Source organism: Rhizobium sp. 01T437, from assembly GCF_056398505.1.
Map to the genome: position 1 here is coordinate 416525 of NZ_JBFTPM010000005.1, position 23609 is coordinate 440133.

Annotated in this window: 26 protein-coding genes and 1 pseudogene; 11 read left to right on the top strand and 16 right to left on the bottom strand. The window is 60.6% G+C overall.

The annotated features are described in order from the left end of the window. Nucleotides 1–144: 144 nt before the first annotated feature. Together AC1DM5_RS12890 and rpmB are read right to left on the bottom strand one after the other, a co-directional pair. On the bottom strand, nucleotides 145–780 hold the full coding sequence (locus AC1DM5_RS12890) for a VUT family protein (protein ID WP_477822259.1): 636 nt from the start codon (nucleotides 778–780) through the stop codon (nucleotides 145–147). 133 nt (nucleotides 781–913) lie between these two features. Next, nucleotides 914–1219, bottom strand: a complete 306-nt coding sequence (gene rpmB / locus AC1DM5_RS12895) for a 50S ribosomal protein L28 (protein WP_113319707.1) — start codon at nucleotides 1217–1219, stop codon at nucleotides 914–916. 242 nt (nucleotides 1220–1461) lie between these two features. Here rpmB and AC1DM5_RS12900 point away from each other — a divergent pair, with 242 nt between their 5' ends. After that, complete coding sequence (locus AC1DM5_RS12900; protein ID WP_113319706.1) at nucleotides 1462–2244, top strand: DUF3108 domain-containing protein; 783 nt, start codon at nucleotides 1462–1464, stop codon at nucleotides 2242–2244. A gap of 34 nt (nucleotides 2245–2278) precedes the next feature. After that, on the top strand, nucleotides 2279–3175 hold the full coding sequence (gene yddG / locus AC1DM5_RS12905; RefSeq protein ID WP_477822260.1) for an aromatic amino acid exporter YddG: 897 nt from the start codon (nucleotides 2279–2281) through the stop codon (nucleotides 3173–3175). Here yddG and AC1DM5_RS12910 read toward each other — a convergent pair. Beyond that, the gene (locus AC1DM5_RS12910; RefSeq protein WP_007822202.1) at nucleotides 3172–3612 is read right to left on the bottom strand and encodes a cupin domain-containing protein; all 441 of its coding nucleotides are present in this window, start codon (nucleotides 3610–3612) and stop codon (nucleotides 3172–3174) included. The genes yddG and AC1DM5_RS12910 overlap by 4 nt on opposite strands. Nucleotides 3613–3615: 3 nt before the next feature. Further along, nucleotides 3616–4386, bottom strand: a complete 771-nt coding sequence (gloB, locus tag AC1DM5_RS12915; RefSeq protein ID WP_477975085.1) for a hydroxyacylglutathione hydrolase — start codon at nucleotides 4384–4386, stop codon at nucleotides 3616–3618. A 54-nt stretch (nucleotides 4387–4440) separates the two neighbouring features. Between gloB and AC1DM5_RS12920 the strand changes: the two genes are divergently transcribed. The 4 genes from AC1DM5_RS12920 to AC1DM5_RS12935 all read left to right on the top strand — a co-directional run bounded on the left by AC1DM5_RS12920 (nucleotide 4441) and on the right by AC1DM5_RS12935 (nucleotide 7759). Then, nucleotides 4441–5217 carry a class I SAM-dependent methyltransferase gene (locus AC1DM5_RS12920; protein ID WP_113319703.1) on the top strand — a complete coding sequence of 259 codons (777 nt, stop codon included), beginning with the start codon at nucleotides 4441–4443 and terminating at the stop codon, nucleotides 5215–5217. 99 nt (nucleotides 5218–5316) lie between these two features. Next, the gene (gene hisC, locus AC1DM5_RS12925; RefSeq protein ID WP_477822262.1) at nucleotides 5317–6414 is read left to right on the top strand and encodes a histidinol-phosphate transaminase; all 1098 of its coding nucleotides are present in this window, start codon (nucleotides 5317–5319) and stop codon (nucleotides 6412–6414) included. Continuing rightward, complete coding sequence (locus AC1DM5_RS12930; RefSeq protein ID WP_477822278.1) at nucleotides 6393–7337, top strand: prephenate/arogenate dehydrogenase family protein; 945 nt, start codon at nucleotides 6393–6395, stop codon at nucleotides 7335–7337. The genes hisC and AC1DM5_RS12930 overlap by 22 nt, the downstream gene beginning before the upstream one ends. Nucleotides 7338–7339: 2 nt before the next feature. Further along, the gene (locus tag AC1DM5_RS12935; protein ID WP_477822263.1) at nucleotides 7340–7759 is read left to right on the top strand and encodes a GNAT family N-acetyltransferase; all 420 of its coding nucleotides are present in this window, start codon (nucleotides 7340–7342) and stop codon (nucleotides 7757–7759) included. Here AC1DM5_RS12935 and AC1DM5_RS12940 read toward each other — a convergent pair. After that, nucleotides 7756–8769 carry a DUF2125 domain-containing protein gene (locus AC1DM5_RS12940; RefSeq protein WP_477822264.1) on the bottom strand — a complete coding sequence of 338 codons (1014 nt, stop codon included), beginning with the start codon at nucleotides 8767–8769 and terminating at the stop codon, nucleotides 7756–7758. The genes AC1DM5_RS12935 and AC1DM5_RS12940 overlap by 4 nt on opposite strands. A 50-nt stretch (nucleotides 8770–8819) precedes the next feature. Between AC1DM5_RS12940 and AC1DM5_RS12945 the strand changes: the two genes are divergently transcribed. Further along, nucleotides 8820–9353 carry a gamma-glutamylcyclotransferase gene (locus tag AC1DM5_RS12945; RefSeq protein ID WP_310384860.1) on the top strand — a complete coding sequence of 178 codons (534 nt, stop codon included), beginning with the start codon at nucleotides 8820–8822 and terminating at the stop codon, nucleotides 9351–9353. A 79-nt stretch (nucleotides 9354–9432) separates the two neighbouring features. Here AC1DM5_RS12945 and AC1DM5_RS12950 read toward each other — a convergent pair whose 3' ends face one another. The 4 genes from AC1DM5_RS12950 to ftsE form a co-directional block, all read right to left on the bottom strand. Continuing rightward, entirely contained in the window at nucleotides 9433–10230 is a 798-nt protein-coding gene (locus AC1DM5_RS12950) for a lysophospholipid acyltransferase family protein (RefSeq protein ID WP_477822265.1), read from the bottom strand. An 89-nt stretch (nucleotides 10231–10319) separates the two neighbouring features. Then, nucleotides 10320–11033 (bottom strand): YdcF family protein, encoded by a 714-nt coding sequence (locus tag AC1DM5_RS12955; protein WP_477822266.1) that lies wholly within the window; start codon nucleotides 11031–11033, stop codon nucleotides 10320–10322. A 67-nt stretch (nucleotides 11034–11100) separates the two neighbouring features. Further along, on the bottom strand, nucleotides 11101–12048 hold the full coding sequence (locus AC1DM5_RS12960) for a cell division protein FtsX (RefSeq protein ID WP_477975087.1): 948 nt from the start codon (nucleotides 12046–12048) through the stop codon (nucleotides 11101–11103). Nucleotides 12049–12115: 67 nt separating this feature from the next. After that, complete coding sequence (ftsE, locus tag AC1DM5_RS12965) at nucleotides 12116–12775, bottom strand: cell division ATP-binding protein FtsE (RefSeq protein WP_007825071.1); 660 nt, start codon at nucleotides 12773–12775, stop codon at nucleotides 12116–12118. A gap of 206 nt (nucleotides 12776–12981) precedes the next feature. Here ftsE and AC1DM5_RS12970 point away from each other — a divergent pair, with 206 nt between their 5' ends. The 3 genes from AC1DM5_RS12970 to AC1DM5_RS12980 all read left to right on the top strand — a co-directional run bounded on the left by AC1DM5_RS12970 (nucleotide 12982) and on the right by AC1DM5_RS12980 (nucleotide 14780). Continuing rightward, nucleotides 12982–13647 carry a hypothetical protein gene (locus AC1DM5_RS12970; RefSeq protein WP_477822279.1) on the top strand — a complete coding sequence of 222 codons (666 nt, stop codon included), beginning with the start codon at nucleotides 12982–12984 and terminating at the stop codon, nucleotides 13645–13647. A 111-nt stretch (nucleotides 13648–13758) separates the two neighbouring features. Next, nucleotides 13759–14301, top strand: a complete 543-nt coding sequence (hpt, locus tag AC1DM5_RS12975; RefSeq protein ID WP_477822268.1) for a hypoxanthine phosphoribosyltransferase — start codon at nucleotides 13759–13761, stop codon at nucleotides 14299–14301. Between the two features lie 119 nt (nucleotides 14302–14420). Then, nucleotides 14421–14780: a response regulator gene (locus AC1DM5_RS12980; RefSeq protein WP_112545534.1), complete on the top strand. Its 360-nt coding sequence runs from the start codon at nucleotides 14421–14423 to the stop codon at nucleotides 14778–14780. Nucleotides 14781–14837: 57 nt separating this feature from the next. On the opposite strand, the gene AC1DM5_RS12985 is transcribed toward AC1DM5_RS12980, so the two are convergent. The 4 genes from AC1DM5_RS12985 to argH all read right to left on the bottom strand — a co-directional run bounded on the left by AC1DM5_RS12985 (nucleotide 14838) and on the right by argH (nucleotide 20659). After that, nucleotides 14838–17471 carry a TIGR02302 family protein gene (locus AC1DM5_RS12985; RefSeq protein ID WP_477822269.1) on the bottom strand — a complete coding sequence of 878 codons (2634 nt, stop codon included), beginning with the start codon at nucleotides 17469–17471 and terminating at the stop codon, nucleotides 14838–14840. Between the two features lie 168 nt (nucleotides 17472–17639). Continuing rightward, nucleotides 17640–18908 (bottom strand): diaminopimelate decarboxylase, encoded by a 1269-nt coding sequence (lysA, locus tag AC1DM5_RS12990; RefSeq protein ID WP_477822270.1) that lies wholly within the window; start codon nucleotides 18906–18908, stop codon nucleotides 17640–17642. A 12-nt stretch (nucleotides 18909–18920) separates the two neighbouring features. Continuing rightward, the gene (gene lptM / locus AC1DM5_RS12995) at nucleotides 18921–19115 is read right to left on the bottom strand and encodes an LPS translocon maturation chaperone LptM (RefSeq protein WP_477975089.1); all 195 of its coding nucleotides are present in this window, start codon (nucleotides 19113–19115) and stop codon (nucleotides 18921–18923) included. Nucleotides 19116–19255: 140 nt separating this feature from the next. Beyond that, on the bottom strand, nucleotides 19256–20659 hold the full coding sequence (argH, locus tag AC1DM5_RS13000; RefSeq protein WP_477822272.1) for an argininosuccinate lyase: 1404 nt from the start codon (nucleotides 20657–20659) through the stop codon (nucleotides 19256–19258). A 26-nt stretch (nucleotides 20660–20685) separates the two neighbouring features. On the opposite strand from argH, the gene tlpA reads away from it, so the two are divergent. Beyond that, a complete protein-coding gene (gene tlpA, locus AC1DM5_RS13005) occupies nucleotides 20686–21348 on the top strand; it encodes a thiol:disulfide interchange protein TlpA (RefSeq protein ID WP_477822273.1) in 663 nt (220 codons plus the stop codon). A 180-nt stretch (nucleotides 21349–21528) separates the two neighbouring features. Here the strand turns inward: tlpA and AC1DM5_RS13010 are convergent, their stop codons facing one another. From AC1DM5_RS13010 to AC1DM5_RS13020, 3 genes and pseudogenes are all read right to left on the bottom strand, one after another. Continuing rightward, entirely contained in the window at nucleotides 21529–22410 is an 882-nt protein-coding gene (locus AC1DM5_RS13010; protein ID WP_477822274.1) for a 3-hydroxybutyryl-CoA dehydrogenase, read from the bottom strand. Nucleotides 22411–22557: 147 nt separating this feature from the next. Continuing rightward, complete coding sequence (locus AC1DM5_RS13015; protein ID WP_477822275.1) at nucleotides 22558–23487, bottom strand: electron transfer flavoprotein subunit alpha/FixB family protein; 930 nt, start codon at nucleotides 23485–23487, stop codon at nucleotides 22558–22560. A 24-nt stretch (nucleotides 23488–23511) separates the two neighbouring features. Further along, nucleotides 23512–23609: pseudogene (locus tag AC1DM5_RS13020) on the bottom strand (electron transfer flavoprotein subunit beta/FixA family protein); the annotation flags it as partial.

The following is a 23609-nucleotide window of genomic DNA, read 5'->3' on the forward strand; positions in this document are numbered from 1 at the left end:
GGCTGCAGTAAGGTCTGCAGCCAGCCCGTCCAGCATTCATGATCAGAGCGTTTTCCTGGGTCGCTCGACCAGAAATGATCGCCATCCAGGCGAAAGGTGGGGAATGCGAAGATTCCGATCCGAGGGCGGATTGTGGGACGGTATTTACCGTGCCGCAGCGGACTGCATCGGGCGCAGCACGTTCATGAGTGCGCCATAGGGCAGCAGCATCACCAGGCCGACAAGCATCTTCACCGAGAAATCACCGAGTGCCCAGGAGATCCAGCGCGGAGCTTCCGTGGAGAGGACGCCGAAGATCGGTGCGTTTTCCAGCGCGAAGGGTTCGTTCGGGCCGAGGAAGACGAAGAAGGCGGCGAAGGACAGCGAGAAGAACATCACCGTGTCCAGCGCCGAACCGATGAGCGAGCCGACGAGCGGTGCGCGCCACCAGGCTTGACGACGCAGGCGGTTGAAGACGGCGATATCGAGAAGCTGGCCGGCGAGATAGGCCGAGCCGGAAGCGATCGCGATACGCGGAACCGAGGTGAAGAAGGAAAGAGCGACACCAACGACAAAGCCGGCGAAAACCACCTTGCGCGCAGCCTGCGGGCCGAACTGGCGGTTTGTCAGATCGGTGATCAGGAAGGCGATCGGATAGGAGAAGGCGCCCCAGGTGAGAATGTCGGCGAGATTGATGCCGGCAACCGTCGCGTTCAGCGGAAACTGGACGAGGAAGTTGGAGGCGACGACGACGAGCGTCATCAGCGCGACATAGATAAGGGTAGAGCGGGTCGTCAGCATTTTTTTATCCTGGGTGATGCCACCAGTTCGAGTGAGATTTCAGCCTGGAACAAGGCCAGGCCAACAAGCAAAAGGCTTGTCCGGATATTATCCGTGCAAGCCTTTTGAAGCTTTTGAAAGACTGAGGCCGAGCTTAGGCAGCAGCAGCAACTGCTGCTTCGGCGGTCTTCTTGACGATCTGGCGACGCAGCAGGCGAGCGCGCATCGAAAGTTCGCCTTCGTTAGCCTTCAGCAGGAAGGCATCGAGGCCGCCACGATGCTCGACGGAACGAAGAGCAGCAGCCGAAACGCGAAGACGGTAACGCTGGCCGAGCGCGTCGGAGATCAGCGTAACCTGGCACAGGTTCGGGAGGAACCGGCGCTTGGTCTTGTTGTTGGCATGGCTGACATTGTTACCAGTCAGGACTGCCTTGCCGGTCAATTCGCACATGCGGGACATGGAACACCTATTTCTTGTTTTTCTCGGGCCATTGAATGACAATCCGGCAACAACCGGCTGCGCAATCCATCAGGCCATGATTGGAAAGTTGCGGTTCTATAGTCAGGCAGGCCGCGCGCGTCAAGCCAAACCTTGGCCTTTCCCGCAATTCTGTCAAAAAGCTGCTGTTTTCTTCGCAATGCGGCAGGAGTATAGACCGCAGTGCAAGGGCGCAAGCAGCCCGGCAAGACAAGGCTCTCACCATGGCTCATCTGGGCAGACGGATTTTAGTTTCGGCATTCGCGGCGCTTCTGGCCTTGCCGGCCGGTGCGAGCGAAGTACAGCACCGCACGGAGTACAAGGTAGCCCTTGCCGGCCTGACGATCGCCCGGGCTGCCTTTCTCACCAAGATCGAAGACGATCACAGCTACAAAATCGACGGCGACATCAAATCGGCCGGGCTTGCCGATCTCGTCACCGACATCCTGGCAAAGACCAGCGTTACCGGGGTGGTACGCGACGACCGGCTGCAGGCGGCAAAATATGTCCTCTATTACAAGACCGGCAAAAAGGTTCGCACCTATGAGGTCAGCTACCGCAACGGCAATATCGTTTCGGCCACTACGACACCGGAGCCGCGCCGGCCGAAGGAATGGATTCCGGTAACGCAGGGCGATATGCGCTCTGTGCTCGATCCGATTTCTGGGCTCATCTTCACCGGCGATACCGATGTCTGCTCGCAGAAGCTGCCGATCTTCGACGGCGAGACGCGCATGGACCTCGTGCTTTCACCGAAAGGCGATGAGGATTTCTCGACAGATGGGTTCAAAGGCAAGGCGACCGTCTGCGGCGTGCGCTTCATTCCGCGCTCCGGCTACAAGAAGGGCCGCAAGGATCTCGTCTACCTCAGCAAGAGCAACCGCATGGAAATCTGGTTTGCCAAGGCGGCGGCGGCAAATGTATATGCTCCGGTCTATGTCCGCATTCCCACGGAATACGGGACGGTGACGATCACGGCTGTGAAGTACAGCAGCGTGAACAGCTGACGGAGCCTTCGTAAGTCTCCGCGAGGGGGACCAAGTGAAGCTTCGGGCAACGTCGATCGGTTTTACGGCCATTCTGATGTGGTCGTTCCTGGCGCTCTTTACAGCTGCCTCCGGCAAGATGCCGCCGTTCCAGCTTTCGGCCATCTGCTTTGCCATCGGTAGCATTCCCGGCATTCTCGTGCTCATCCTCAACCCGTCGCGGATCACGCTCCTGAAGCAGCCGGCAAAGGTCTGGATCACGGGCATTGCGGGCCTGTTCGGCTACCATTTCCTCTATTTCACGGCGCTGAGAAACGCGCCCGCTGTCGAGGCGGGATTGATTGCCTATCTCTGGCCGTTGCTGATCGTCGTCGGTTCGGCACTGCTGCCGGGCGAGAGGCTACGCTGGTACCACATCGTCGGGGCTCTGGCCGGTCTGGGCGGCACCTTCATGATCGTCGGGCGCAATGGCATCGATTTCGACGGCGCCTATGCCGTCGGCTACGGGGCGGCCTTCCTCTGCGCCTTCACATGGTCCGGTTATTCGCTGCTGACGCGACGTTTTGATGCCGTCTCCACCGATGTCGTCACCGGCTTCTGCCTTGCAACATCAGTGCTTTCGCTGCTCTGCCACCTGGGACTAGAGCCAACGGTCTGGCCGGACACGAGCTTCGAATGGCTTGCGGTGGTTGGCCTCGGTCTCTTTCCGGTGGGAGCTGCTTTCTATGCCTGGGATCATGGGGTCAAGAACGGCGACATCCAGATCCTTGGTGCCGCAAGTTACGCCGCACCGCTGCTGTCGACGCTCATCCTGACTATTTTTGGTATTGCCGAGCCGAGCTGGCGCATCGCGCTTGCCTGCCTGCTGATCACGGGCGGCGCTGTGCTTGCGGCACAAGAGATGTTCCGCCGCAAGCCACAGATGCAGCCGGCCGCGGCGGAGCAGGCCTAGATAATACCGGGCTTCCAGTCCGGCGGCGCCATCTCGAATTTGGAAAATTCAAAGCCGGGCGCCACCGTGCAGCCGACCAGCGTATAGTCGCCGAGCGTCTCGGCCGATTGCCACCAATTGGCAGGGATGATGGCCTGCGGCCGCTCACCGCCGGCAATATCCGTGCCGAGCTTCAGCGTCTCGCTGTGGCGACCGTCTCCGGAGCGGTGCAGTGCGAGCGGCGCGCCGGCATAGTAATGCCAGACCTCTGCCGCATCATGGACACGGTGCCAGTGCGAGCGCTCTCCCCTCGCGAGCAGATAATAGATCGCCGTCGAATGGCCACGTTCGCCGCCATTGATGTCGCGGAAGGTCTGTGCATACCAGCCGCCTTCGGGGTGCGGCTGCATGCTAAGCTCGCGGATGATCTCTTCGGTGGTGAGTTCTCTCCCGGCCATGTCCTAGAAATTGTCCTTGCGCTTGCGGATTTCGGCGAAGACCTCTTCATTGGTCTTGCCTTCCATCAGCAGATTGCGGCGGACGGCGGGATCGGCCGCGCGCAGGAAGGGGTTGGTTTCCTTTTCGAGCGCCAGCGTCGTCGGAATGGTGAACTTGCCGTCGGCCCGCAGTGACTCGATCTCCGCCGCGCGGCTCTTCAGGCGCTCATTGCCGGGATCGATCGTAACCGCAAAACGGGCGTTGGAGAGCGTATATTCGTGGCCGAAATAGACGGCGGTCTCATCGGGAAGAACAGCAAGCTTCTGCAGCGAATGCCACATGTCGGCGGCGGGGCGTTCGAAGAGGCGGCCGCAGCCGAGCGCAAAGAGCGTATCAGCAGCGAAGAGCAGCTTGTCGTCGGCAAAGTGATAGCAGATGTGGCCGGCAGTATGGCCGGGCGTTTCGATGACGTTGACCGTATGATCGCCGAAGAGGAAGCTGTCGCCGTCGCCCACTGTCTTGTCGAGGCCGGGAATCGCCACCGCTTCGTTGACCGGGCCGATAATTTCCAGGCCGTACTGTTCCTTCAGCGCCAGGTTACCTTCCACGTGGTCGATATGGTGATGGGTCGTGAAGATATGGGTGATGTTCCAGCCACAGCGCACAGCAGCAGCTTCCACCGCTGCTGCATCAGGCGCATCGATCGAGGCGGTCTGCCCGGTTTCCGGGTCATGCACGAGAACACCGAAATTGTCGCTGCGGCAGAGAAAAACTTCTAATTCCAAAGGTTTCATCGCTCAAATAGTCCCTTATCCCTCGTACTGACCGGGAATGTAGAGGTTCCGGCCTTGAAGTCCAACCGGTCACTGATAACATTTGTCTTAATGCACGCCGATATCGTCGACCTTCGTCAATTCTATCATTCCGAGCTTGGACACATGGCCGAGCAGTCGATTGCCATGGCGTTGTCGTCGCTCTGGGTGCGCCTGCCGCAGGAGCGGCTTGTGGGCATTGGTTATTCCGTGCCCTTCCTTGACCGGTTCCAGGCCGATACGGAACGCACCTTCGCTTTCATGCCCGCGGGACAAGGGGCTGTGAACTGGCCTGTCGGTTCGCTTTCTTCCACCGCATTGATCTTTGACGAGGAATTGCCGCTGCCGGATTCCTCAATCGACCGGGTGCTGATGGTGCATTCGCTGGAATTTGCCGAAAGTCCGCGCGAGACGCTGAAGGAGCTCTGGCGGGTGCTGGCGCCGGGCGGACGCCTCGTTATCGTCGTACCGAACCGCCGTGGTGTCTGGGCGCGCATGGAGCATACGCCCTTCGGCTCCGGCCGGCCCTATTCGCGCGGCCAGCTGACCCATCTGCTGCGCGAGACCAACTTCACGCCGGGCGCGACGGCCGAGGCGCTGTTCTTCCCGCCGTCGAAACTGCGTGCGGTGCTGCGCCTGCGCCGCGGCTTCGAGCGGATCGGCCGCACGCTCTGGCCGGCTTTTTCCGGCGTCATTATCGTCGAGGCGCAGAAGCGGCTCTATCAAGGCCTGCCGGTTGCCGCGCGTGCTTCACGCCGCGTTTTTGTACCGGTCCTTGCGCCGCATGGTGTGCCGACCACACGCAGCCGCTAAGCGCTGCAGCACTCGACAAAATCGCCATTCCGCTTTAATTGCACTCAAATCTTTCGCTGGCTTTCCGGCAATTTCCAAGGTCGATCCATGAGTGTTGAGATGAGCAAGCCCGTTCCGCGTCCCGGTATTCTGGATATTGCAGCCTATGTGCCGGGCAAGGAGCATGCACCGGGTGTGGCCCGCGTCTACAAGCTCTCCTCCAACGAGACGCCGCTTGGCGCGAGCCCCAAGGCGATCGAAGCATTCAAGGCGGCCGCAGGCAATCTCGAGCGTTATCCGGACGGTCAAGCGCGCGAGCTGCGCGAGGCGATCGCTTCAGTGCACGGCCTCAACCCGGCAAACATCCTGTGCGGCAACGGTTCCGACGAACTGCTCGGCCTGCTCTGCCACGTCTATCTCGGCGCCGGCGACGAGGGCATCATCACCGAGCACGGCTTCCTCGTTTATAAGATCCAGATCATGGGCGCGGGTGCGACGCCTGTCGTGGTCAAGGAAAAGAACCACACTGTCGATGTCGATGCGATCCTTGCTGCGGTGACAGCCAAGACGAAGATCGTCTTCATTGCCAATCCCGGCAACCCGACCGGCACCTATATTCCCGTCAGCGAGATTCGCCGCCTGCAGGCCGCCCTACCGCAGCATGTCATCCTCGTGCTCGATGCAGCCTATGCGGAATATGTTCGCCGCAACGACTATGAAGCCGGTATCGAGGTGGTCTCGTCTAACGCCAACGTCGTCATGACCCGTACCTTCTCGAAGGTCTATGGCCTTGCGGCGTTGCGTGTCGGCTGGATGTATGCGCCGGTCGACATCATCGACGCCCTGAACCGCGTGCGTGGGCCGTTCAACATGAATGCTCCGGCAATTGCCGCGGGCGCTGCCGCGATCCGCGACCAGTCCTTCATTCAGGATGTTGTGTTTTTCAACCAGATGTGGATCGAGAAGCTGACGAGCGCATTCGAGGTCATCGGCCTGGAGGTTACGCCATCGGTCACCAACTTCGTTCTCATCCATTTTCCCGATATCGACGGCAAGCGGGCGGCGGATGCCGATGAGTTCCTGACGAGCCGCGGCTATATCCTGCGCGCGGTGCGCGGCTACGGCTTTCCCAACTCGCTGCGGATGAGCGTCGGTCCGGAAGAGGCCAATCACGGCGTCATCGAGGCGCTTGGCGAATTCATGGGACGCAAGGCATGACAGCGCGGTTCAATCGCATCACCCTGATCGGTATCGGCCTGATTGGCTCTTCGCTTGCCCATGACATCAAGCGTCTGGGCCTTGCCAACGAAGTCGTCGTCGCCACACGCAGTGCCGAGACGCTGAAGCGTGCCGAAGAGCTGCAGCTCGGCGATAGATATACGACCTCGTCGGCAGAGGCGGTAAAGGATGCCGATCTCGTGATTGTTTCGGTGCCGGTCGGCGCCTCCGAAAGTGTCGCGAAAGAGATCGCCAGCAGCCTGAAACCCGGCGCGATCGTCACCGATGTCGGCTCCACCAAAGCGTCCGTGATCGCGCAGATGCAGCCGCACATGCCTGATCATGTGCATTTCATTGCCGGCCATCCGATCGCGGGCACGGAAAAATCCGGCCCGGATGCAGGCTTCCCCGGCCTGTTTCAGGGACGCTGGTGTATCTTGACGCCGCTCGAAGGAACTGACCCGACAGCGCTGAAGACGCTGCGCAGTTTTTGGGAAGCACTTGGCTCCCGAGTCGACGAGATGGACGCCCAGCATCACGACAAGGTGCTCGCCATCGTCTCCCATCTGCCGCATCTCATAGCCTACAATATCGTCGGCACGGCCGACGATCTCGAGACAGTGACGGAATCGGAAGTCATCAAATATTCCGCCTCCGGCTTCCGCGATTTCACCCGTCTTGCTGCATCAGATCCGACGATGTGGCGCGACGTCTGCCTGCACAATCGTGACGCGATCCTGGAAATGCTGGCGCGTTTCTCGGAAGATCTCGCCTATCTGCAGCGGGCGATCCGCTGGGGCGAGGGCGACAAGATTTTCGAACTCTTCACCCGCACCCGTGCCATCCGCCGCTCGATCGTCCAGGCTGGCCAGGATGTGGATGCGCCGGACTTCGGCCGCCCACATCCGCTGGAAAAGAAATAGTCATGATCGAGATCGCGAAGCCGGGGCAGTCGGACAAGGAATGGCTGCTTCGCGAAGATCATCATGTCGGCGAGGCGTGGATTTCGCGCTGCATCGATCTCGGCGAATATCTGATCGCCCGTGAGCACGGCGAGATTGTCGGCTTCCTGCGCTTCTCACGCTTCTGGGGCAGGATTCCCTATATGGAAATGATCCGGGTGCTGGATGGCCATCGCCGGTCCGGTGTCGGCACGGCGCTGTTTCTCGCCTGGGAAACGGAGATGCGCGCGAGCGGTGCGCGTCTTTTGATGACTTCGAGCGAGTGTGATGAAAGCCGTCCGCAGGATTGGCATCGCCGCAACGGCTTTTCTGAAACCGGGTCGATCGAACTGCCCGGCATCCAGACGGTGCCGGAAGTCTTCTTCCTTAAAAAACTCGATTAAACCGGCGGGATCTTGCCGAGCGGGATGAAGCCGCTCACTGTCGCATTGCCGTGATCGACGACCAGATCGACCGAAACCTTGTCGCCGCCGCCGGCAAGCGCCTTCAACAGCTTGGTTGCGGTATCGACCGTCGAGGCGATATCGGGGAAGGCCTCCTTGATGCTCTTGCCCCAGGGGCCGAGCTGCTCGATCTCCAGCTTGAACTTGCCCGAGAGGAAGCCCTGTTCGTCGAAGGCGAAGGGGCCGGAAATGGTCATCACCTTGCCATCGCCGATATCGGCGACGATGCGGCGAAGCTCGCCCTGAGAGCCGTGGATGCCTTGTTCGTCGGTGCCGTCAATCATTCCGGCCTTGCCAATCAGCGTCAGGTCGGCGCTGGCGGAGAATTTCGGGAAGACCTGCGGCCAGTCCTTGACGATCGCATTGGCGTTTTCGACCGAGATTGCGCCGTCAAGATCCGCTCCATTCTGCCGCAGGTGGATCTCGGTGCGGGCGGCATCGAAATTGACAGTCTGCCCGGTAAAGGAGGAGATGGTCACGGCCTTCAACCCGTCGATGACGGTCGAGGTACGGTCGATGCCCTGCGCCTTGGTGACGAGGCTCGATTGCAGATTGTCCCATTGGGCATTGACGGTCAGGCCCTGCGCGGTGCGGATTTCTGCCGGGGAGTCGAGTTCCCAAACGATATGGCCGGGGGCATAGACCTGGGCGGCGGAGCGAAGTGCGCCGAAGGTGGCGGAGATGCCGTTCACATTATCGTCCACATCCACCTTGGAGCAGAAAAGTCCGATGCGGAAAGGAAAGCCGCGGAATTCAATATCGGAGCACTCGCCGCTCACGCCCACTTCGGCACGGGGAGCGATTGCGGTCAGAACGGTCTGTTTCAACGCAGAGGCCGCATAGAACCAGCCGCCTGTATAGAGAGCGATCACCAGAAGGACAGCGCCGCCGAGCAACCAGAATTTCCTGCTGCTGTATTGGCCGCTGCCGGATTGGCTTGACGCTGCCATGATGTTCTCCAATGGTGAAAACGAAATCTGATTTTGATCTGGCGTGCGATATGGACGAATTTTGGGTATTTGGCTACGGCTCGTTGATGTGGAATCCGGGCTTCGAATTCGTCGAGCGGTCGCAGGCATTGGTTTATGGCTACCGGCGCTCGCTCTGCGTCCGTTCTTTCGTGCATCGCGGCAGCCGCGAAAATCCCGGCCTTGTTCTCGGCCTCGACAGAGGCGGCGCCTGTCGCGGCATGGCTTTTCGCGTAGCGCCAGAGAAATGGGACGAGGTGGTCGATTATCTACGCGCCCGCGAACTCGTGACAAACGTTTATCTGGAACGGCATCTGCCGCTGCAGCTTCCGGATGGTCGCAATGCGCGGGCGGTCGCCTATGTGGTCGATCGCGCCCATGAGCAATATGCTGGCGCGCTGGATGCGTTTGCCGCCGCAAGGATCGTCAATGTCTCTGTCGGCCAGTCAGGCCCGAACGATGCCTATGTCTTTAATACGCTCGCGCATTTGAAGGAGATGGGCATTCGGGACCAGTGGCTGGAACAGGTGGTCGAGGAAGTCACGCGGCTGCGTGCCGCGGCTTAGATCCTTTCCCGGAAAGGATCAATCTCTTTGTTTCATGAAATTCCGACGCAAACCGCTGCACGCTTTTGCTGGAATTGCTTCAAGCCGTCGCGGCCGTTGCCTTGCGCAACTCGGCCAGCCGTTCTACCGCCGTCGGCGGCAGCGGCACATGCGGGTTGTGTTCGACCGTGTCGATCAGAAGCTGATCGCTGGCGCTTTCCGTCACGTCGATCAGATGGGCGAAGAAGGCGTCGGGATCCATGCCGGGCATGATGGGCGGCAGGATCTGTACCTTGAAATGACCGGGATAACGCATGGTGCTGCGGCGCGGCCAGAACAGGCCGGGATGCATGACGATGGGTACGACCGGGAGCTGCAGGTCGCGATACATGCGGGCGATGCCATATTTGTACATTGGCTCGGCACCCGGTGGGCGTCGCGTGCCCTCGGGATAGATGATGAGCTGGCGGCCGGTGGCGAGCTCTTCCTTGGTGCGCTTCAGCACCTCCACCATCACCTTGCCGCGCGCGCCGCGATCGACCGGGATCATTCGCTGCCTCTTGGCGTACCAGCCGAAAAGCGGGATCCACATCAGCTCGCGCTTGAGGATATAGACCGGGTCCTTGAGGTTGGGCAGCAGCGCATAAGTGTCCCAGAAGGACTGATGCTTCGGTGAAATGATGTAGCTGCCGTCAGGCAGGTTCTCCAGGCCCTCGATCTCGAAAGTGGTGCCGACGATCACCCGCATCAGCCAGTGGTTCGAGCGCGCCCAGTTCTTGGGGACGTTGTAGGCGAGCTTGCGCGGCGCGATGAAGTAGAAGGGAGAGAGCACGATCATCCTGATGATGAGGTTGGCATAGAAGATCGTGTTGAACAGAACGGAACGCAGGGCGATCATGAAACTTTCCCGAAGCACGGTCACGCCGACCGGCCTACACGATATTGCCTGTCAGAAAAAGCGTCTGATTGCCGAAGTGCGTAAAAGCCTCAGTTCTGATCGGCCAGGCTGGCGGAACGCAGGCCGGTATGGCGCAGGCCGACGATGTTGCGCCCGCTTGCCAGCAGCACCTTGGCATACTCGGCCAGCATGACGCGCAAGGCGTTCGGATCGGTGAACCAATCGCGTGTCTTCAGATCGGAATTGACGACGGGATAGGGAATGAACTCGATGTCAGGGTCGACATAGGAGAGTTCGGCGAGGCTGCGCGGCATGTGGTAGTTGTTGGTGACGACGAGGATGCTCTTATAGCCCTTTGCATGAATCCAGTTCGAGGCTTCCTCGGCGTTGCCGATCGTATCGAGCGCGTCATAGCCGATGTCGACACAGCAGGAAAAGAGATCGGCGGACCCTTGAGTCATCCTGCGGATCTGCGTCGGCGTGGTGGAGGGATGCGCACCAGAGATCAGCAGCCGCTTGCCGGCGCCTTTCTGCAGGAGTTCGACGGCCTGATCGATACGCTGGTAGCCGCCGGTCAGTACGATGATTGCGTCGGCCCGCGGCTCGGCAGGTGGCTTCAGGGTCGTCACCGAATCTGCAAAGCGTAAAAAGCCGCCGAAGACCAGCGCGGCGATCAACACGCAGGAAAAACCCATCCAGCGTAAGACGCGACGGATTGGGCCGCGCCGCGGCAAGACGTTCTCGGGGCGTTCCTGCTCCGGGTCTGGGCGAATCGGATTGCGTGTCGTATGGCCCATCGTCATGAATCGTGATTATACGCTGATTGCGGCGCGGAACAGACGCTTTCATGGCAAAACGGCATGGCTGCGATCAATTCACGATGCCGTCCGCACGCGTCGGATCGGAACGCAATGTATCGATTTCATAGATCGTGCGCATGACGGTGAGCCGCGCCGTCAGCGTCGTCAGCAGTGCGATCACGATCATCGTCGCGAAGATGCCGAGATAGCCGAGGGCGCCAACCGAAAAAGTGCCGAAGAGGGCCGTTGCCTGATCGGTCTCGGGCGTGGCGATCGTCTTGCTTTGCAAGAAGCCGGCGCCGGCGAAAAAGAGGGCGGCCAGTGCGCTGCCGATCGCCGAACCCTTGAGGCTGATTTTCAGGAAATGCTTCTGGAATTCCGTTGCGACGAACGAGCTCTCGGCGCCGACAAAATGCAACACTTCGACGATGTGGCGGTTGCCCGAGAGCACGCCGCGCGTGGCAAAGACCACCGTCAGCACCATGGCGGCGAAAACGAGCAGCAGGATGYCGGTGCCGATCATGACCGTCGTCCGGGCCATCGCAACCAGCCGATCGACCCAGGTACGGTGGTCATCAAGGAAGGCCTGCGGAATGCTTTCCTTCAGAAGGTCCCGCATTGCCGCAAAGTCGGGTGGATGGCTCTCGTCAATGGTGACGATGACGAGGCGCGGCACGGGAAGTTCCTTGATGTCCAGGCCGCTGCCGAGCCATGGCTCCAGAAGGCGTGCGGTGGCGGCTTCGTCGACGATCTGACCACTCTTTGTGCCGACGAAGGTCAGCGCGATATCGCGGGCCTGAACGAGGGCCTTTTCCATGTCCAGATTGTCGTCCGGCTTGATCTGAATGGTGACTTCGCGGGAAATCTGGCTTTCCCAGCTCGCTGCCGTCGAGCGAACCATGCTGACGCCGCCGAGCGTCAGGCAGGCGAGGAAGGCCATGATGGCGATGACAACCATCAGCGCATTGCCCTGAATGTTTGATGGCGGCAGGATCGGTGCCGTGGGGCGCACGCGCATCTCCGGCCGCTTGGGCTGCTGGGAAGGGGCAGCGGCTGGCGCCTTTGCGCGGGTCCTGGTGGGCGTTTTAGTCATAAATATCGAGATGCCCTTCCGAGAGGATCATGCGGCGGGCTTCCACCTGGTCCATCAGCGAGAGATCGTGGGTGGCGATCACCACCGCGGTGCCCAGACGGTTGAGTTCCATGAAGAGGTTCAGAAGGCGTTTGGCCATCGGCGGATCGACATTGCCGGTAGGCTCGTCGGCGAGCAGCACTTCCGGCCGGTCCATCAGCGCGCGGGCGATTGCGGCACGCTGTTTCTCGCCGCCCGAGAGCACCGGCGGTAGTACGTTGATGCGTTCGCCGAGCCCGACCCATTTCAAAAGTTCCAGCACATCGGTCTTGTAGGTGCTTTCATCCTTGCCGCGCACGCGAAGCGGCAGGGCCACATTCTCATAGGTCGTCAGATGATCGAGGAGACGAAAATCCTGAAAGACGATGCCGACGCGGCGGCGCAGCAGCGGCAGCTCAGGACGAGGGATTTCGGATATGTCGCGCCCGAACATGCGGATCAGGCCGCGGGTCGGCTGCAGCGACATGAAGAGCAGGCGCAGCAGCGTGGTCTTGCCGGCGCCGGACGGGCCAGTCAGAAACTGGAAGGACTTTTTCGGGATGTCGAAAGTCAGGTCCCGGAGAATTTCCGGGCCCATACCATATCGCAAACCGACATTCTCGAAGTGGATCAACGGGGTAGCTCAGTCTTTCGTGGTTTCACCGCATGACTTGTTAACCAACACCGTTAACAGCGGGTAAATTTTGCCGGAAAGACGCCCGTTTGATGGCGATCTTTGCGAAGCATTAACCATTGAAATTTACGACTGGGCTGGATTCGTTTCAATGCCAAGATTGTCTTGGGCAGCGAAACCATGTGGACATCCGAGAGGTCGCCACCATGGAAGCATCCTCCTTCAGACGACCGGCCGCCGGCCGGGCCTATGATTTTCTTCCGCCGGAGCGGGTTATCCGCCAACCCCGTCGCATGCCGCGCAGGGATGACGTTGCCGATGCCGAATTCGTGGTCGTCGGCAAGGTGCGGCCGCAAGGTGCATCTGCCAGTGCCCGCGACGCAACCCAAAACGACAATCGTCGTCGTAGCGTTCCGCCCAAGACGCAGCCTCCGGTCCTGATTGCCACTGCTGCTGCGGTCTTGCGTGGCATGGAGGTCTGGCTGCAACAGGCGTCGCTTCGGGGCTTTGCTGCACTGGTGATCTCGCTCTTCGTGCTGGTCTTCGGGCTTGCCGGCGGATTTTCCGGTCTTTCGAAGAGTGGAGCGTCGCCAGCTACCACGCTCCACTTCTCGCATGTGACGATTACCCCGCGCGACGCCAATGGCATGCGCATCCTGCTGATCAACGGCATCATCGAGAATGAAAGCGGCGTGACACAACAGGTCAAGCCGATCCGCGCCGATCTCGTCGCCGACGAGCGATTGACCGCCAGCATCGTCATCGCACCGCCGACGGATGCCATTTATACCGGCCAGAGCCGCGGCTTTTCAGCCCGCGTGCAGCATGCCGGCGGCAAGGTGCCGGAGGTCCGGCTTTCGTTCATGCCTTGAGCGCCGAGGTGCGTTTTTGGGTTGATCGATGGGAAAAACCTGTCTCTCCGGGGTGTTTCACCGGAATTAATGTGCTAACGGCTTACCCTTCATTTTACGGAGCAAGCCTTTATGCCTGTCGTGCGCGGAAAAAACATCGAGCCGCTCTTCACTGCCGAGCAGATCGCCGAGCGCAATCATTCCATGGCGCAGGATATCGCCGCCGGCCCGACGAAGGACCTGCTGGTTATCGCCGTGCTCAAGGGCTCCTTTATTTTTGCGGCCGACCTGCTGCGCGCTTTGCATGATACCGGCCTTGCTCCCGAGGTTGAATTCATCACGCTCTCGAGCTATGGCGCGGGCACGGTTTCGCAGGGCGTGCGCATCGTCAAGGATATCGATAGCGACGTGAAGGACCGCGATGTCCTGCTGATTGACGACATTCTCGAATCTGGCCGTACGCTGCTGTTTGCCAAGGAATTGCTCTATGAGCGCGGCGCGCGCAACGTGACGATCGCCGTGCTGCTCGACAAGCGCGTCAAGCGCAAGGAAGAGCTGGAAGCGGACTATGTCGGCTTCGAATGCCCCGACTATTTTGTCGTCGGCTACGGCATGGACGTCGCCTATGCTTTCCGCGAGCTGCCCTTCGTCGGCGTGGTTACCGGCGACGCATAAGGCGTCCTGCTTCAAGACGGCTTGTTAACCATTCCGTCGATCCGCCTGGCGTGTTTACCGATCGCAAAGGAACGGCGTGCGATCTCCGTCGCGGGGCATGACGACGGAGCAATGCACAGATGGCAAAAATTCTGATCACGGAAGACGAGGATTCCCTTCGTACTTTCGTAGCCCGGGCACTACGCCTTGACGGTCATGAGACCGATGAAGCCGCCGATGGGGCGGAAGGGCTGGAAAAGCTGAAGGGCGGCAGCTACGACCTGCTGCTTTCAGATATCCGTATGCCGGTCATGGACGGCATCGAACTGGCGCATCAGGCGAAGGACGCCTTTCCGGCGCTGAAAATCCTGCTGATGACGGGCTATGCCGAACAGCGCGAACGGGCCGACGACCTCGCTGAAAAGATTATTGATGTCGTACCGAAGCCGTTCGCCTTGCCGGACATCCGCAAGGCCGTAGCGCGGGCGCTGGTGGCCTAATATTCTATGGCGCGGCGTGCCACAAAGGCACGCCAACTGCCCTGTATCCTCTTGATATCACTGAATATCCAGCAGTCGCTCGAGATATTGACGCTCGATCGCCTGGGTCGGATTGTTGCCGAGCTTTTCGCGGATAGCGTCCAGAATCTCTCGGGCGCGCTGAACGTCGATCTCGTCGGGTATCTTCACATCGTTGTTCATATCCGGCCCGAGGTCGGTCTGGCGCGGGCGGCCGAGCGGATCGCGGCCGTTCTGGTTGCCCTGGCCGAGCTGGCCGTTCGGGCCCTGCTGTCCTTGTTGACCCTGTTGGGCCTGCATCATCTGGCTCATCATGTCACGTGCGCCCTGGCGCAGGGCTTCGAGAGCCCGGCCCTGGCCTTCCACGGCGCTGCTGCCGTTGCCCTGGCCGAGGTCACGGCCGGCACCTTCCATTTCGCGCTGTGCCTGACCAAAGCCTTCGCCCGGCTTCATACCCATATCGCCAAGGCTCTTCTGCAGTTCCTGCAACTGCTTGCCGAGCGCGTCCTGCTGGCCGCGGAGCTGCTTTAACGCTTCGCGCAGTTGCTCGGCCGTCATCTGGTCGCTGGGCTGCTGGCCTTGCTGTTCCTGCTGGCCCTGCTGTTGTTGCTGCTGGCCTTCCTCCCCCGGCATCATGTCGTCCATGTTGGGATCGCCACGCTGCATGCGGTCGCGAAGCTGCTGGTCGAGGCGGAAAGTCTCCTCCATCAGCTTCTGCTGGTCGCGCAAGATCTGGCCGAGCTTGTTCATCTGCTGTGTCAGCTGGCTGTTTTCCTGCTGCTGGCCGCGCTGCGGGCGGGCCGTCTGCAGGTTGTTCATCAGCCGTTGCAGGTCGGAGAGCATCTGCTGGGCGGCATCGCGATTGCCGGAGCGTGCGAGGTTTTCGATCTGGTCCATCATGCGCTGGAGATCCTGCTGGCGCAGGAAATTCTGGGCATTCTGGTTCGGCTGCATCGGCATGTTCTGCAGGCGCTGGGCGAGCTCGTTCATATAATCCTGCATCGCCTTGCGCAGCTCATCCATCAATTTCTTGATTTCGGCGTCCGGAGCATTGCGGTTCAGCGCATCGGCAAGGTTCTGCTGGGCGTCGCGCAGTCGCCGTTCGGCCAGCGAAAGATCACCTTCCTCGATGCCGAGGGCGATGTCCCAGAGATATTGGGCTGTATCCTTGAGCTGTTCATCACCCTTGGCGAGCTTCATGCGGGTCAGCGCGGACTCGATGAGCAGATAATGGGTGGTGTTCGGGATCGTCTCCTCGGGACGGATCGTCAAGGCTTCGTTGAGCGCGATCGCCTCGGGCATCTTGCGGGTATCGAGAGCGAAGGTCTGGCGCTCTTCGGCGACGGCCGCAGCCAGTGGCTCGCTGAACGGACGCGACGGCATGATCATCTCATAGGGCGGGCTGCGGCCCGTCTGCCCGGCGGCATCCTTGGCGACGAGGGTGATGCGCACGCGTTTGCCGGCCAGCGGATGTTCGGTCAGGTTCTTGCTCGTCAGGCCCTTACCGTCACGCGCATTGCGGCGGGGAATGTCCAGCCGGAATTCCGGCAGCGGATAGAGCGGTGTTGCGGCCGGATCGGATTCGACCGGCACGATCTCGGCATGAGCCTCCTGCACGCCGTAATCGTCCTTCACCGTAAAGCCGATTTCCAGCGCGCCGTTGACGGCGCGGCGCGGCATACCGTCAAAGGCGATTTCCGGCGCCTTGTCGGGCAGCACGTCGAAATTCCAGGTGCGGCCGTTAGCCTGCAGTGCGCCATTCTCCTCGAGCTTCATGATGTGTGTCTGCGCCATCAACTGAGGTGCGACTGGAGCGCCCGAAGCCTGTTGGACATCGGCATTTGTGGCCGGCTGCTGCGGTCGGGTGTCTTCCTGAACAGCGATTTCCTGGCTTTCGCCATTGGCCTTCCTGAACAGCACCTTCTCGGCCGATTGGCCGCCGCTGACGCGCACCGTCAGGCTGGAAAACTGTGGAACACCGATCGGCGCCTGTTCACTGCCATCGGCCGTCAGATAGATCGGCGCGCGGCCGGTATAGGAGGGCGGGGTCACCCATGCGTCGACACGCACGGCCGGATTGCTCGTAACCTGTGCGGGTGCAGGCTGAAATGCATCGGCGACGGAACCGCCGTTGATGGACAGCGAATAACCGAAGGCAGTGACAACAAGCAGCGCCGGAATCGCACGCAACGCGAAGCGGTCGTGCCGGGCGATATCGGGTCGCGGCAGGCCGGCGTCCAATGTCGCGATCTTCCGCGCCATACGCGTCTGGTGTTCACGCCACAGGGCGCGGGAGAAGGGCGTATCGAAGGCGGGCTCATCCTCCTGCACCATGACTGGCTGATGCGGCAGGCCGTTACGCTCTTCCAGCATGCGGTCGGCTTCGACAACCTGTGGCCAGCGAAGATTGCGGAACGGCAGCAGAGAAACAAGGAAGCCGGCGGCAAAGGCGATCAGCAGGAGGACGCGCAGCCAGTCCGGTGCAAAGCGGAAGAAGCCGAACCAGGAGACCGAGAGATAAATCGCGATGACGGAGAGGGGGCGTACCAGCAACGGAAGGACCTGCTCGGCAAAAAGCACGATCCGGGCCAGGAAACGTTTTGCCGCCACCAGCCGCGCAAGAGAGGGTTGAAGCGCGAATGCGCCTTTCTTCTGCCTTGCGGGGCTTGTCATCAATCCGGTCTCCGCGATCTGGTGTTCAGGGAACAGAGGGCGCTTCCGGCGATTGCTGGGCAATACGCTCACGAAAGAAAAGGATAACACTCTTTGTGGCGAAGGCGAGGGCGAGCACCCGTCAATACCGGTTTTTCGCGTGCGGTCGCCAAAAAGTGATTGCGACTTTTAGTCCAGCCAGGCCGGAACGGAATCGAGACCGATCAGCTCCGAATAAGTGCGGCGAGGACGAACCACATGGAATTCGTCACCCTTGACCAGTACTTCAGGCACCAGAAGGCGGCTGTTATAGGTGCCAGCCTGGACCGCGCCATAGGCGCCGGCCGTGCTGACGGCCAGGAGGTCGCCCGGCTTCGGGGTCGCCATTTCCCGGTCGAGCGCGAGGTAATCGCCGGTCTCGCAGACGGGGCCGACGACATCGGCGCGGATGCGCGGCGCGTTGGCGGCCGAAATCACCACGGGGCGGATCTCATGATAGGCCTCATAGAGTGTCGGGCGGATGAGGTCGTTCATCGCGCCGTCGACGATCACAAAGGTCTTCTCGCCGCCATCCTTCACATAGAGGACTTCGGTCACGAGGATACCGGCATTACCGACGATCAGGCGGCCAGGCTCGGTAATGATCTTGCAGTTCAGAGCGCGAAGCTGGTTCTTGACGATCGCGGCATAGGCTTCCGGCAGGGGCGGCGGGTTGTTGTCGTCCTTGTAGGGAATGCCGAGACCGCCGCCGATATCGACGTGGTGGATGTTATGGCCATCGGCGCGCAGCGTGTTGACCAGATCGTGCAGCAGCTTGAAGGCGTCGTCGAAGGGCTGCAGCTCGGTGATCTGGCTGCCGATATGCATGTCGATGCCGGTTACTTCTATGCCGGGCAGGCTGGCGGCGCGGGCATAGATGGCGCGGGCGCGCTCCCAAGAGATGCCGAACTTGTTTTCCTTCTTGCCGGTCGAAATCTTCGCATGGGTGCGGGCATCGACATCGGGATTGATGCGGAAGGAGACGGGCGCCTTCTTGCCGGCGCGCACGGCACGCTGGTTGAGGACTTCGAGTTCCGGTTCGGATTCGACGTTGAAGCAGTAGATGCCGGCTTCGAGTGCGTAATCCATCTCATTCGGTGTCTTGCCGACGCCGGAGAACATGATGCGATTGGCGGGAATTCCAGCGGCAAGCGCGCGGCGCAACTCGCCTTCGGAAACCACGTCGATGCCGGCGCCGAGCCGGCCGAGCGTCTTCAGCACGGCCTGGTTCGAATTGGCCTTCATCGCGTAGCAGACCATGGAATCGACATCGCCGAAAGCCTCGGAGAAGACCCGGTAGTGGCGCTCGAGCGTTGCTGTGGAATAGACGTAGAAGGGCGTGCCGACCGCCTTGGCGATCTCGGGAACGGGAACGTTCTCGGCGTAGAGAATGCCGTCGCGGTACTCGAAATGGTTCACGGTAGCCGGGCCTTAGAGAAGGGGATCGAGAATGAAGGGCTTATCGGCGGTGCCAGGCTGTTTCGTCGGCTTGGAAACATCGCCACCCTTCGTCGCGTTGGCGCTCGGCGGATCGAGGTCGCCCTTGCGGCCGCATCCGGCAACGGCAAGGCCGATGACGGCAAAAACCACCGTAAGGCGGATGAAATGCGGCAAGCTCATCTGCATAAATATCCTCATATCGGGCGCGGGGCACTGGCTGGCATCTTCATAGCGAAGTTTATCAGCCTTGTGCACCCCGATTGTTGAAGCTTCGGCCTGTGTGCATTTCCGGGCGGCGAACGGTCTCCATTTCGCCCGGAAATGCCTTAATTGCGAGCGCGCCAATAGGCGATCTGCTTCCTGACTTCCGAAGGTGCTGTGCCGCCGAAGCTTTTGCGGCTGGCGACCGAAGCTTCGACCGTCAGCACGTCATAAACCCTGTCGGTGATGGCGGGATTGATTGTCTGCAGATCGGCGAGCGGAAGCTCCGAGAGATCGCAGCCCTTGCTTTCGGCAAGTGCGACAGCACGGCCGGTGACATGGTGGGCGTCGCGGAAGGGAAGGCCTGCCTCGCGCACCAGCCAGTCGGCGAGATCCGTCGCGGTCGAATAACCGGATCCGGCGGCTGCTTTCATTCTGACAGTGTTGATGGTCATGTCGCGCACCATGCCGGTCATGGCGGCAATCGCCAGTTCCAGGCTTTCGGCGGCGTCGAAGACCTGTTCCTTGTCTTCCTGCATGTCCTTGGAATAGGCGAGCGGCAGGCCCTTCATGATCGTCAGGAGCGCGATCAGCGAGCCGTTGATACGACCGGTCTTGGCGCGCACCAGTTCGGCCGCATCCGGGTTCTTCTTCTGCGGCATGATGGAGGAGCCGGTAGAGAAGGCATCGGAGAGGCGCACGAAGCCGAATTGCGGCGTCGACCAGATGACGATTTCTTCGGCAAGGCGCGAGAGATGCACGGAGCAGATCGCGGCAATCGCCAGGAATTCGATGGCGAAGTCGCGGTCGGAAACCGTGTCGATCGAGTTGCGGGTCGGCTCGCGGAATCCGAGGGCCTTTGCCGTCATGTGGCGGTCGATCGGATAGCCGGTGCCGGCAAGGGCTGCGGCGCCGATCGGGCTTTCATCGAGATGTTCGATTGCATGGCGAACGCGCGAGCGGTCGCGGCCGAACATTTCCACATAGGCCATGCAATGGTGGCCGAAGGTGACCGGCTGGGCGGTCTGCAGATGCGTGAAGCCGGGCATGACACTGTCTGCATGTTCCTCGGCGCGATCGAGGAAGGCTGCGATCAGGTTCGTCAGTATGGCCTCGGTCTTCTGCAGCTCTTCCTTCACCCAGAGGCGGAAATCGAGCGCTACCTGGTCATTGCGCGAGCGGGCGGTATGCAGACGGCCGGCGGCCGGGCCGATCAGGGTCGCAAGCCTGGCCTCGACATTCATGTGAATGTCTTCAAGCTGGCGGGAGAATTCGAAATTGCCGCTTTCGATTTCTGACAGGATCGTGTTTAGCCCGTGAACGATCTTGTCCTTATCGTCCGCAGAAATGATGCCCTGATGGGCGAGCATCGTGGCGTGGGCGATCGATCCACGGATATCCTGGGCAAACAGCTTCTTGTCGAAACCGATCGAGGCATTTATCTCCTCCATGATCGCATCGGGGCCGGAGGCGAAACGTCCGCCCCACATCTGGTTGGAGGATTTGGTGTCCGTGTTGTCCTCGGCCATGGAAGATGCCCGTCCTGGAGAATGAAATGACGACGAAAAAACCCTTCGGCCTGCCGTCCGTTAAACTGATCGCAATCGCCGCCGTCGCAGGCGTTGTTGCCGGTGCGGCAGCGGTATACGTGAAGGAGACGGGCATTGGCAATGGCGTCAGTGATACGGCTTCGGCCGAGTGCCCGCTGACGAAGGAGCGCGCCGCCAACCTGACGCCGCTCATGAAGGGGCAGGTCGCCGCGATGGTTGCCGCCAACCAACCGAAGAAGCTTGAAACCGTCGCCTTCAACGGCCCTGACGGCAAGCCGATGACGCTCGATCATTTCTCCGGCAAGACCGTGCTTCTCAATCTCTGGGCCACATGGTGCGTGCCCTGCCGCGAGGAGATGCCGGCGCTGAACGCGCTGGAGAAAGAGATGGGCAGCGACAAGTTCCAGGTCGTGCCGGTCAATATCGATACTGGTGACGATGAGAAGCCGAAGGCGTTTCTCAACGAAATCGGTGTGGATGCTTTGCAGCTCTACCGTGACAACACGATCGGTGTTTTCAACAGCCTGAAGAAGGAGGGCCTGGCCTTCGGTCTTCCGGTGACGCTCCTGCTCGATGACAAGGGCTGCCTGATCTCAGCCATGAATGGCCCGGCTGCCTGGGACAGCGAGGATGCCAAGGCGCTGATCAAAGGTGCGGTGGGTTCGTAAGAGCGGCCGTCAGGAGTCGCCGGCGCCGCGAATGAGGAAGACGCCTGCAAGTCCGATCAGGACGCCGCACTGCAGCAGGAACATCGGCAATTCGCTCGACATGGCATTTTCCTTCCGTTCACGGCAAGGAAAGCATTTCTAGGACGTTTGTTCCACTCGCCTTTTCAGGCGATGATTTGCTTAGCGGGTCGGAACCGGCGTTTCGCCACGATAATCGTAGAAGCCGCGGCCGGATTTGCGGCCGAGCCAGCCGGCTTCGACATATTTCACAAGCAGCGGGCAAGGGCGGTATTTGCTGTCGGCAAGACCATCATGCAGTACCTGCATGATCGACAGGCAGGTATCGAGGCCGATGAAATCGGCAAGCTGCAGCGGTCCCATCGGATGGTTGGCGCCGAGCTTCATGGCGGTATCGATCGCATCGACCGTGCCGACACCTTCGTACAGCGTGTAGATCGCTTCGTTGATCATCGGCAGCAGGATGCGGTTGACGATGAAGGCCGGGAAATCCTCGGCGACCGTGACGGTCTTTTCCAGCGATGCGACGAATTCCCTGGCGGCAGAGAAGGTTGCTTCCTCGGTCGCGATGCCGCGCACCAGCTCCACGAGCTTCATGACCGGAACCGGGTTCATGAAATGGATGCCCATGAAGCGCTCGGGGCGGTCTGTCGCGGACGCAAGACGTGTGATCGACAGCGAGGAGGTGTTGGTGGCAAGGATCGCTTCCGGCTTCAGTACCGGACAGACCTGCGCATAAATCTTGCGCTTGACACTTTCATCCTCGGTCGCCGCCTCGATTACAAGATCGGACGGGGCGAGATCGTTGACATCGGCTGAGCCGGTGATGTGCGCAAGCGCTGCACTGCGCTCTTCATCGGTCATCTTGCCGTTCGTCACCTGACGCGCAAAATTGCCGTTGATGGTGGCAAGGCCGGACTCGATACGATCCTGCGACAGATCGTAGATGTGAACCTGGTATCCTGCGGCGGCCGAAACATGCGCGATGCCGCAGCCCATCTGGCCCGCACCGATGATACCAATATTCTTCAACACCGCGCTCATCTCCAACCCCCGCCCGGCATACACCCCCGCGCTGCCGGTATTTTTATATGAAATTGCCGGACGAAAGATCGCCCGGCAAAAGTAGTAGACCGATAGAAGACAATTTTCCAGTCATTCGCAAGTGCGAAAAGAAGGCAATCTGCCCGATCAAAGGGCTTTTTCGAGCTCCGGCAGGACATCGAAGAGATCGGCGACAAGTCCATAGTCGGCAATCTGGAAGATCGGAGCCTCCTCGTCCTTGTTGATCGCGACAATGACCTTCGAGTCCTTCATGCCGGCGAGATGCTGGATGGCGCCGGAGATGCCGCAGGCGATATAGAGCTGCGGGGCGACGACCTTGCCGGTCTGGCCGACCTGCCAGTCATTCGGGGCGTAGCCGGCATCGACTGCGGCACGGGAAGCACCGACGGCAGCGCCGAGTTTATCGGCGACCGGCAGGATGACTTCCCTGAACTTTTCGGCGGAGCCGAGCGCACGACCGCCGGAAATGATGATCTTGGCGGAGGTCAGTTCCGGTCGCTCGGAGGCCGACAGTGCGTCGGACACGAAGTTCGAAAGGCCTGGACCAGAAACCGCCGGAATTACGTCGACGGCAGCCGAGCCGCCCTCGGAAGCGGAGGCGAAAGAGGCGGTGCGCACGGTGATGACCTTCTTGGCGTCGGTCGCCTGCACCGTCTGGATCGCATTGCCGGCATAGATCGGGCGCTTGAAGGTGTCGGACGAAACCACTTCGATGATTTCGGAGACCTGGGCGGCATCGAGGAGCGCTGCGACACGCGGCATGACGTTCTTGCCGGTGGAGGTGGCAGCGGCGACGATCGTGTCATAGCTGCCAGCCAACGAAATGATCAGGTCGGCGAGTGGTTCGGCAAGGTTGTTGGCGAGTTCGTCGCTTTCGGCGAGCAGCACCTTGGAGACGCCGGAAAGCTTGGCAGCCGCGTCGGCGGCGGCCTTTGCGCCCTTGCCGGCGACGAGAATGTGGATGTCACCACCGATCTGCGTTGCGGCGGTCAGGGCCTTGGCAGTCTGATCGGAAAGGCTGCTGTTGTCGTGGTCAGCCAGAAGAAGAATGGCCATTATCGTGTTCTCCCTTTCCAGATCTCAGAGTACGCCGGCTTCGTTCTTGAGCTTGTCGACAAGCTCGGCGACCGATTTCACCTTCACGCCTGCCTTGCGGCCGGATGGTTCTTCCGTCTTCA

What these genes read in the sequence shown, in the direction of transcription:
- AC1DM5_RS12890 (WP_477822259.1), bottom strand. Translation starts at nt 780, where the DNA reads ATGCTGACGACCCGCTCTACCCTTATCTATGTCGCGCTGATGACGCTC.
- rpmB (WP_113319707.1), bottom strand. Translation starts at nt 1,219, where the DNA reads ATGTCCCGCATGTGCGAATTGACCGGCAAGGCAGTCCTGACTGGTAAC.
- AC1DM5_RS12900 (WP_113319706.1), top strand. Translation starts at nt 1,462, where the DNA reads ATGGCTCATCTGGGCAGACGGATTTTAGTTTCGGCATTCGCGGCGCTT.
- AC1DM5_RS12910 (WP_007822202.1), bottom strand. Translation starts at nt 3,612, where the DNA reads ATGGCCGGGAGAGAACTCACCACCGAAGAGATCATCCGCGAGCTTAGC.
- gloB (WP_477975085.1), bottom strand. Translation starts at nt 4,386, where the DNA reads ATGAAACCTTTGGAATTAGAAGTTTTTCTCTGCCGCAGCGACAATTTC.
- hisC (WP_477822262.1), top strand. Translation starts at nt 5,317, where the DNA reads ATGAGCAAGCCCGTTCCGCGTCCCGGTATTCTGGATATTGCAGCCTAT.
- AC1DM5_RS12935 (WP_477822263.1), top strand. Translation starts at nt 7,340, where the DNA reads ATGATCGAGATCGCGAAGCCGGGGCAGTCGGACAAGGAATGGCTGCTT.
- AC1DM5_RS12940 (WP_477822264.1), bottom strand. Translation starts at nt 8,769, where the DNA reads ATGGCAGCGTCAAGCCAATCCGGCAGCGGCCAATACAGCAGCAGGAAA.
- AC1DM5_RS12945 (WP_310384860.1), top strand. Translation starts at nt 8,820, where the DNA reads ATGGACGAATTTTGGGTATTTGGCTACGGCTCGTTGATGTGGAATCCG.
- AC1DM5_RS12950 (WP_477822265.1), bottom strand. Translation starts at nt 10,230, where the DNA reads ATGATCGCCCTGCGTTCCGTTCTGTTCAACACGATCTTCTATGCCAAC.
- AC1DM5_RS12955 (WP_477822266.1), bottom strand. Translation starts at nt 11,033, where the DNA reads ATGACGATGGGCCATACGACACGCAATCCGATTCGCCCAGACCCGGAG.
- AC1DM5_RS12970 (WP_477822279.1), top strand. Translation starts at nt 12,982, where the DNA reads ATGGAAGCATCCTCCTTCAGACGACCGGCCGCCGGCCGGGCCTATGAT.
- hpt (WP_477822268.1), top strand. Translation starts at nt 13,759, where the DNA reads ATGCCTGTCGTGCGCGGAAAAAACATCGAGCCGCTCTTCACTGCCGAG.
- AC1DM5_RS12980 (WP_112545534.1), top strand. Translation starts at nt 14,421, where the DNA reads ATGGCAAAAATTCTGATCACGGAAGACGAGGATTCCCTTCGTACTTTC.
- AC1DM5_RS12985 (WP_477822269.1), bottom strand. Translation starts at nt 17,471, where the DNA reads ATGACAAGCCCCGCAAGGCAGAAGAAAGGCGCATTCGCGCTTCAACCC.
- lptM (WP_477975089.1), bottom strand. Translation starts at nt 19,115, where the DNA reads ATGCAGATGAGCTTGCCGCATTTCATCCGCCTTACGGTGGTTTTTGCC.
- argH (WP_477822272.1), bottom strand. Translation starts at nt 20,659, where the DNA reads ATGGCCGAGGACAACACGGACACCAAATCCTCCAACCAGATGTGGGGC.
- tlpA (WP_477822273.1), top strand. Translation starts at nt 20,686, where the DNA reads ATGACGACGAAAAAACCCTTCGGCCTGCCGTCCGTTAAACTGATCGCA.
- AC1DM5_RS13010 (WP_477822274.1), bottom strand. Translation starts at nt 22,410, where the DNA reads ATGAGCGCGGTGTTGAAGAATATTGGTATCATCGGTGCGGGCCAGATG.
- AC1DM5_RS13015 (WP_477822275.1), bottom strand. Translation starts at nt 23,487, where the DNA reads ATGGCCATTCTTCTTCTGGCTGACCACGACAACAGCAGCCTTTCCGAT.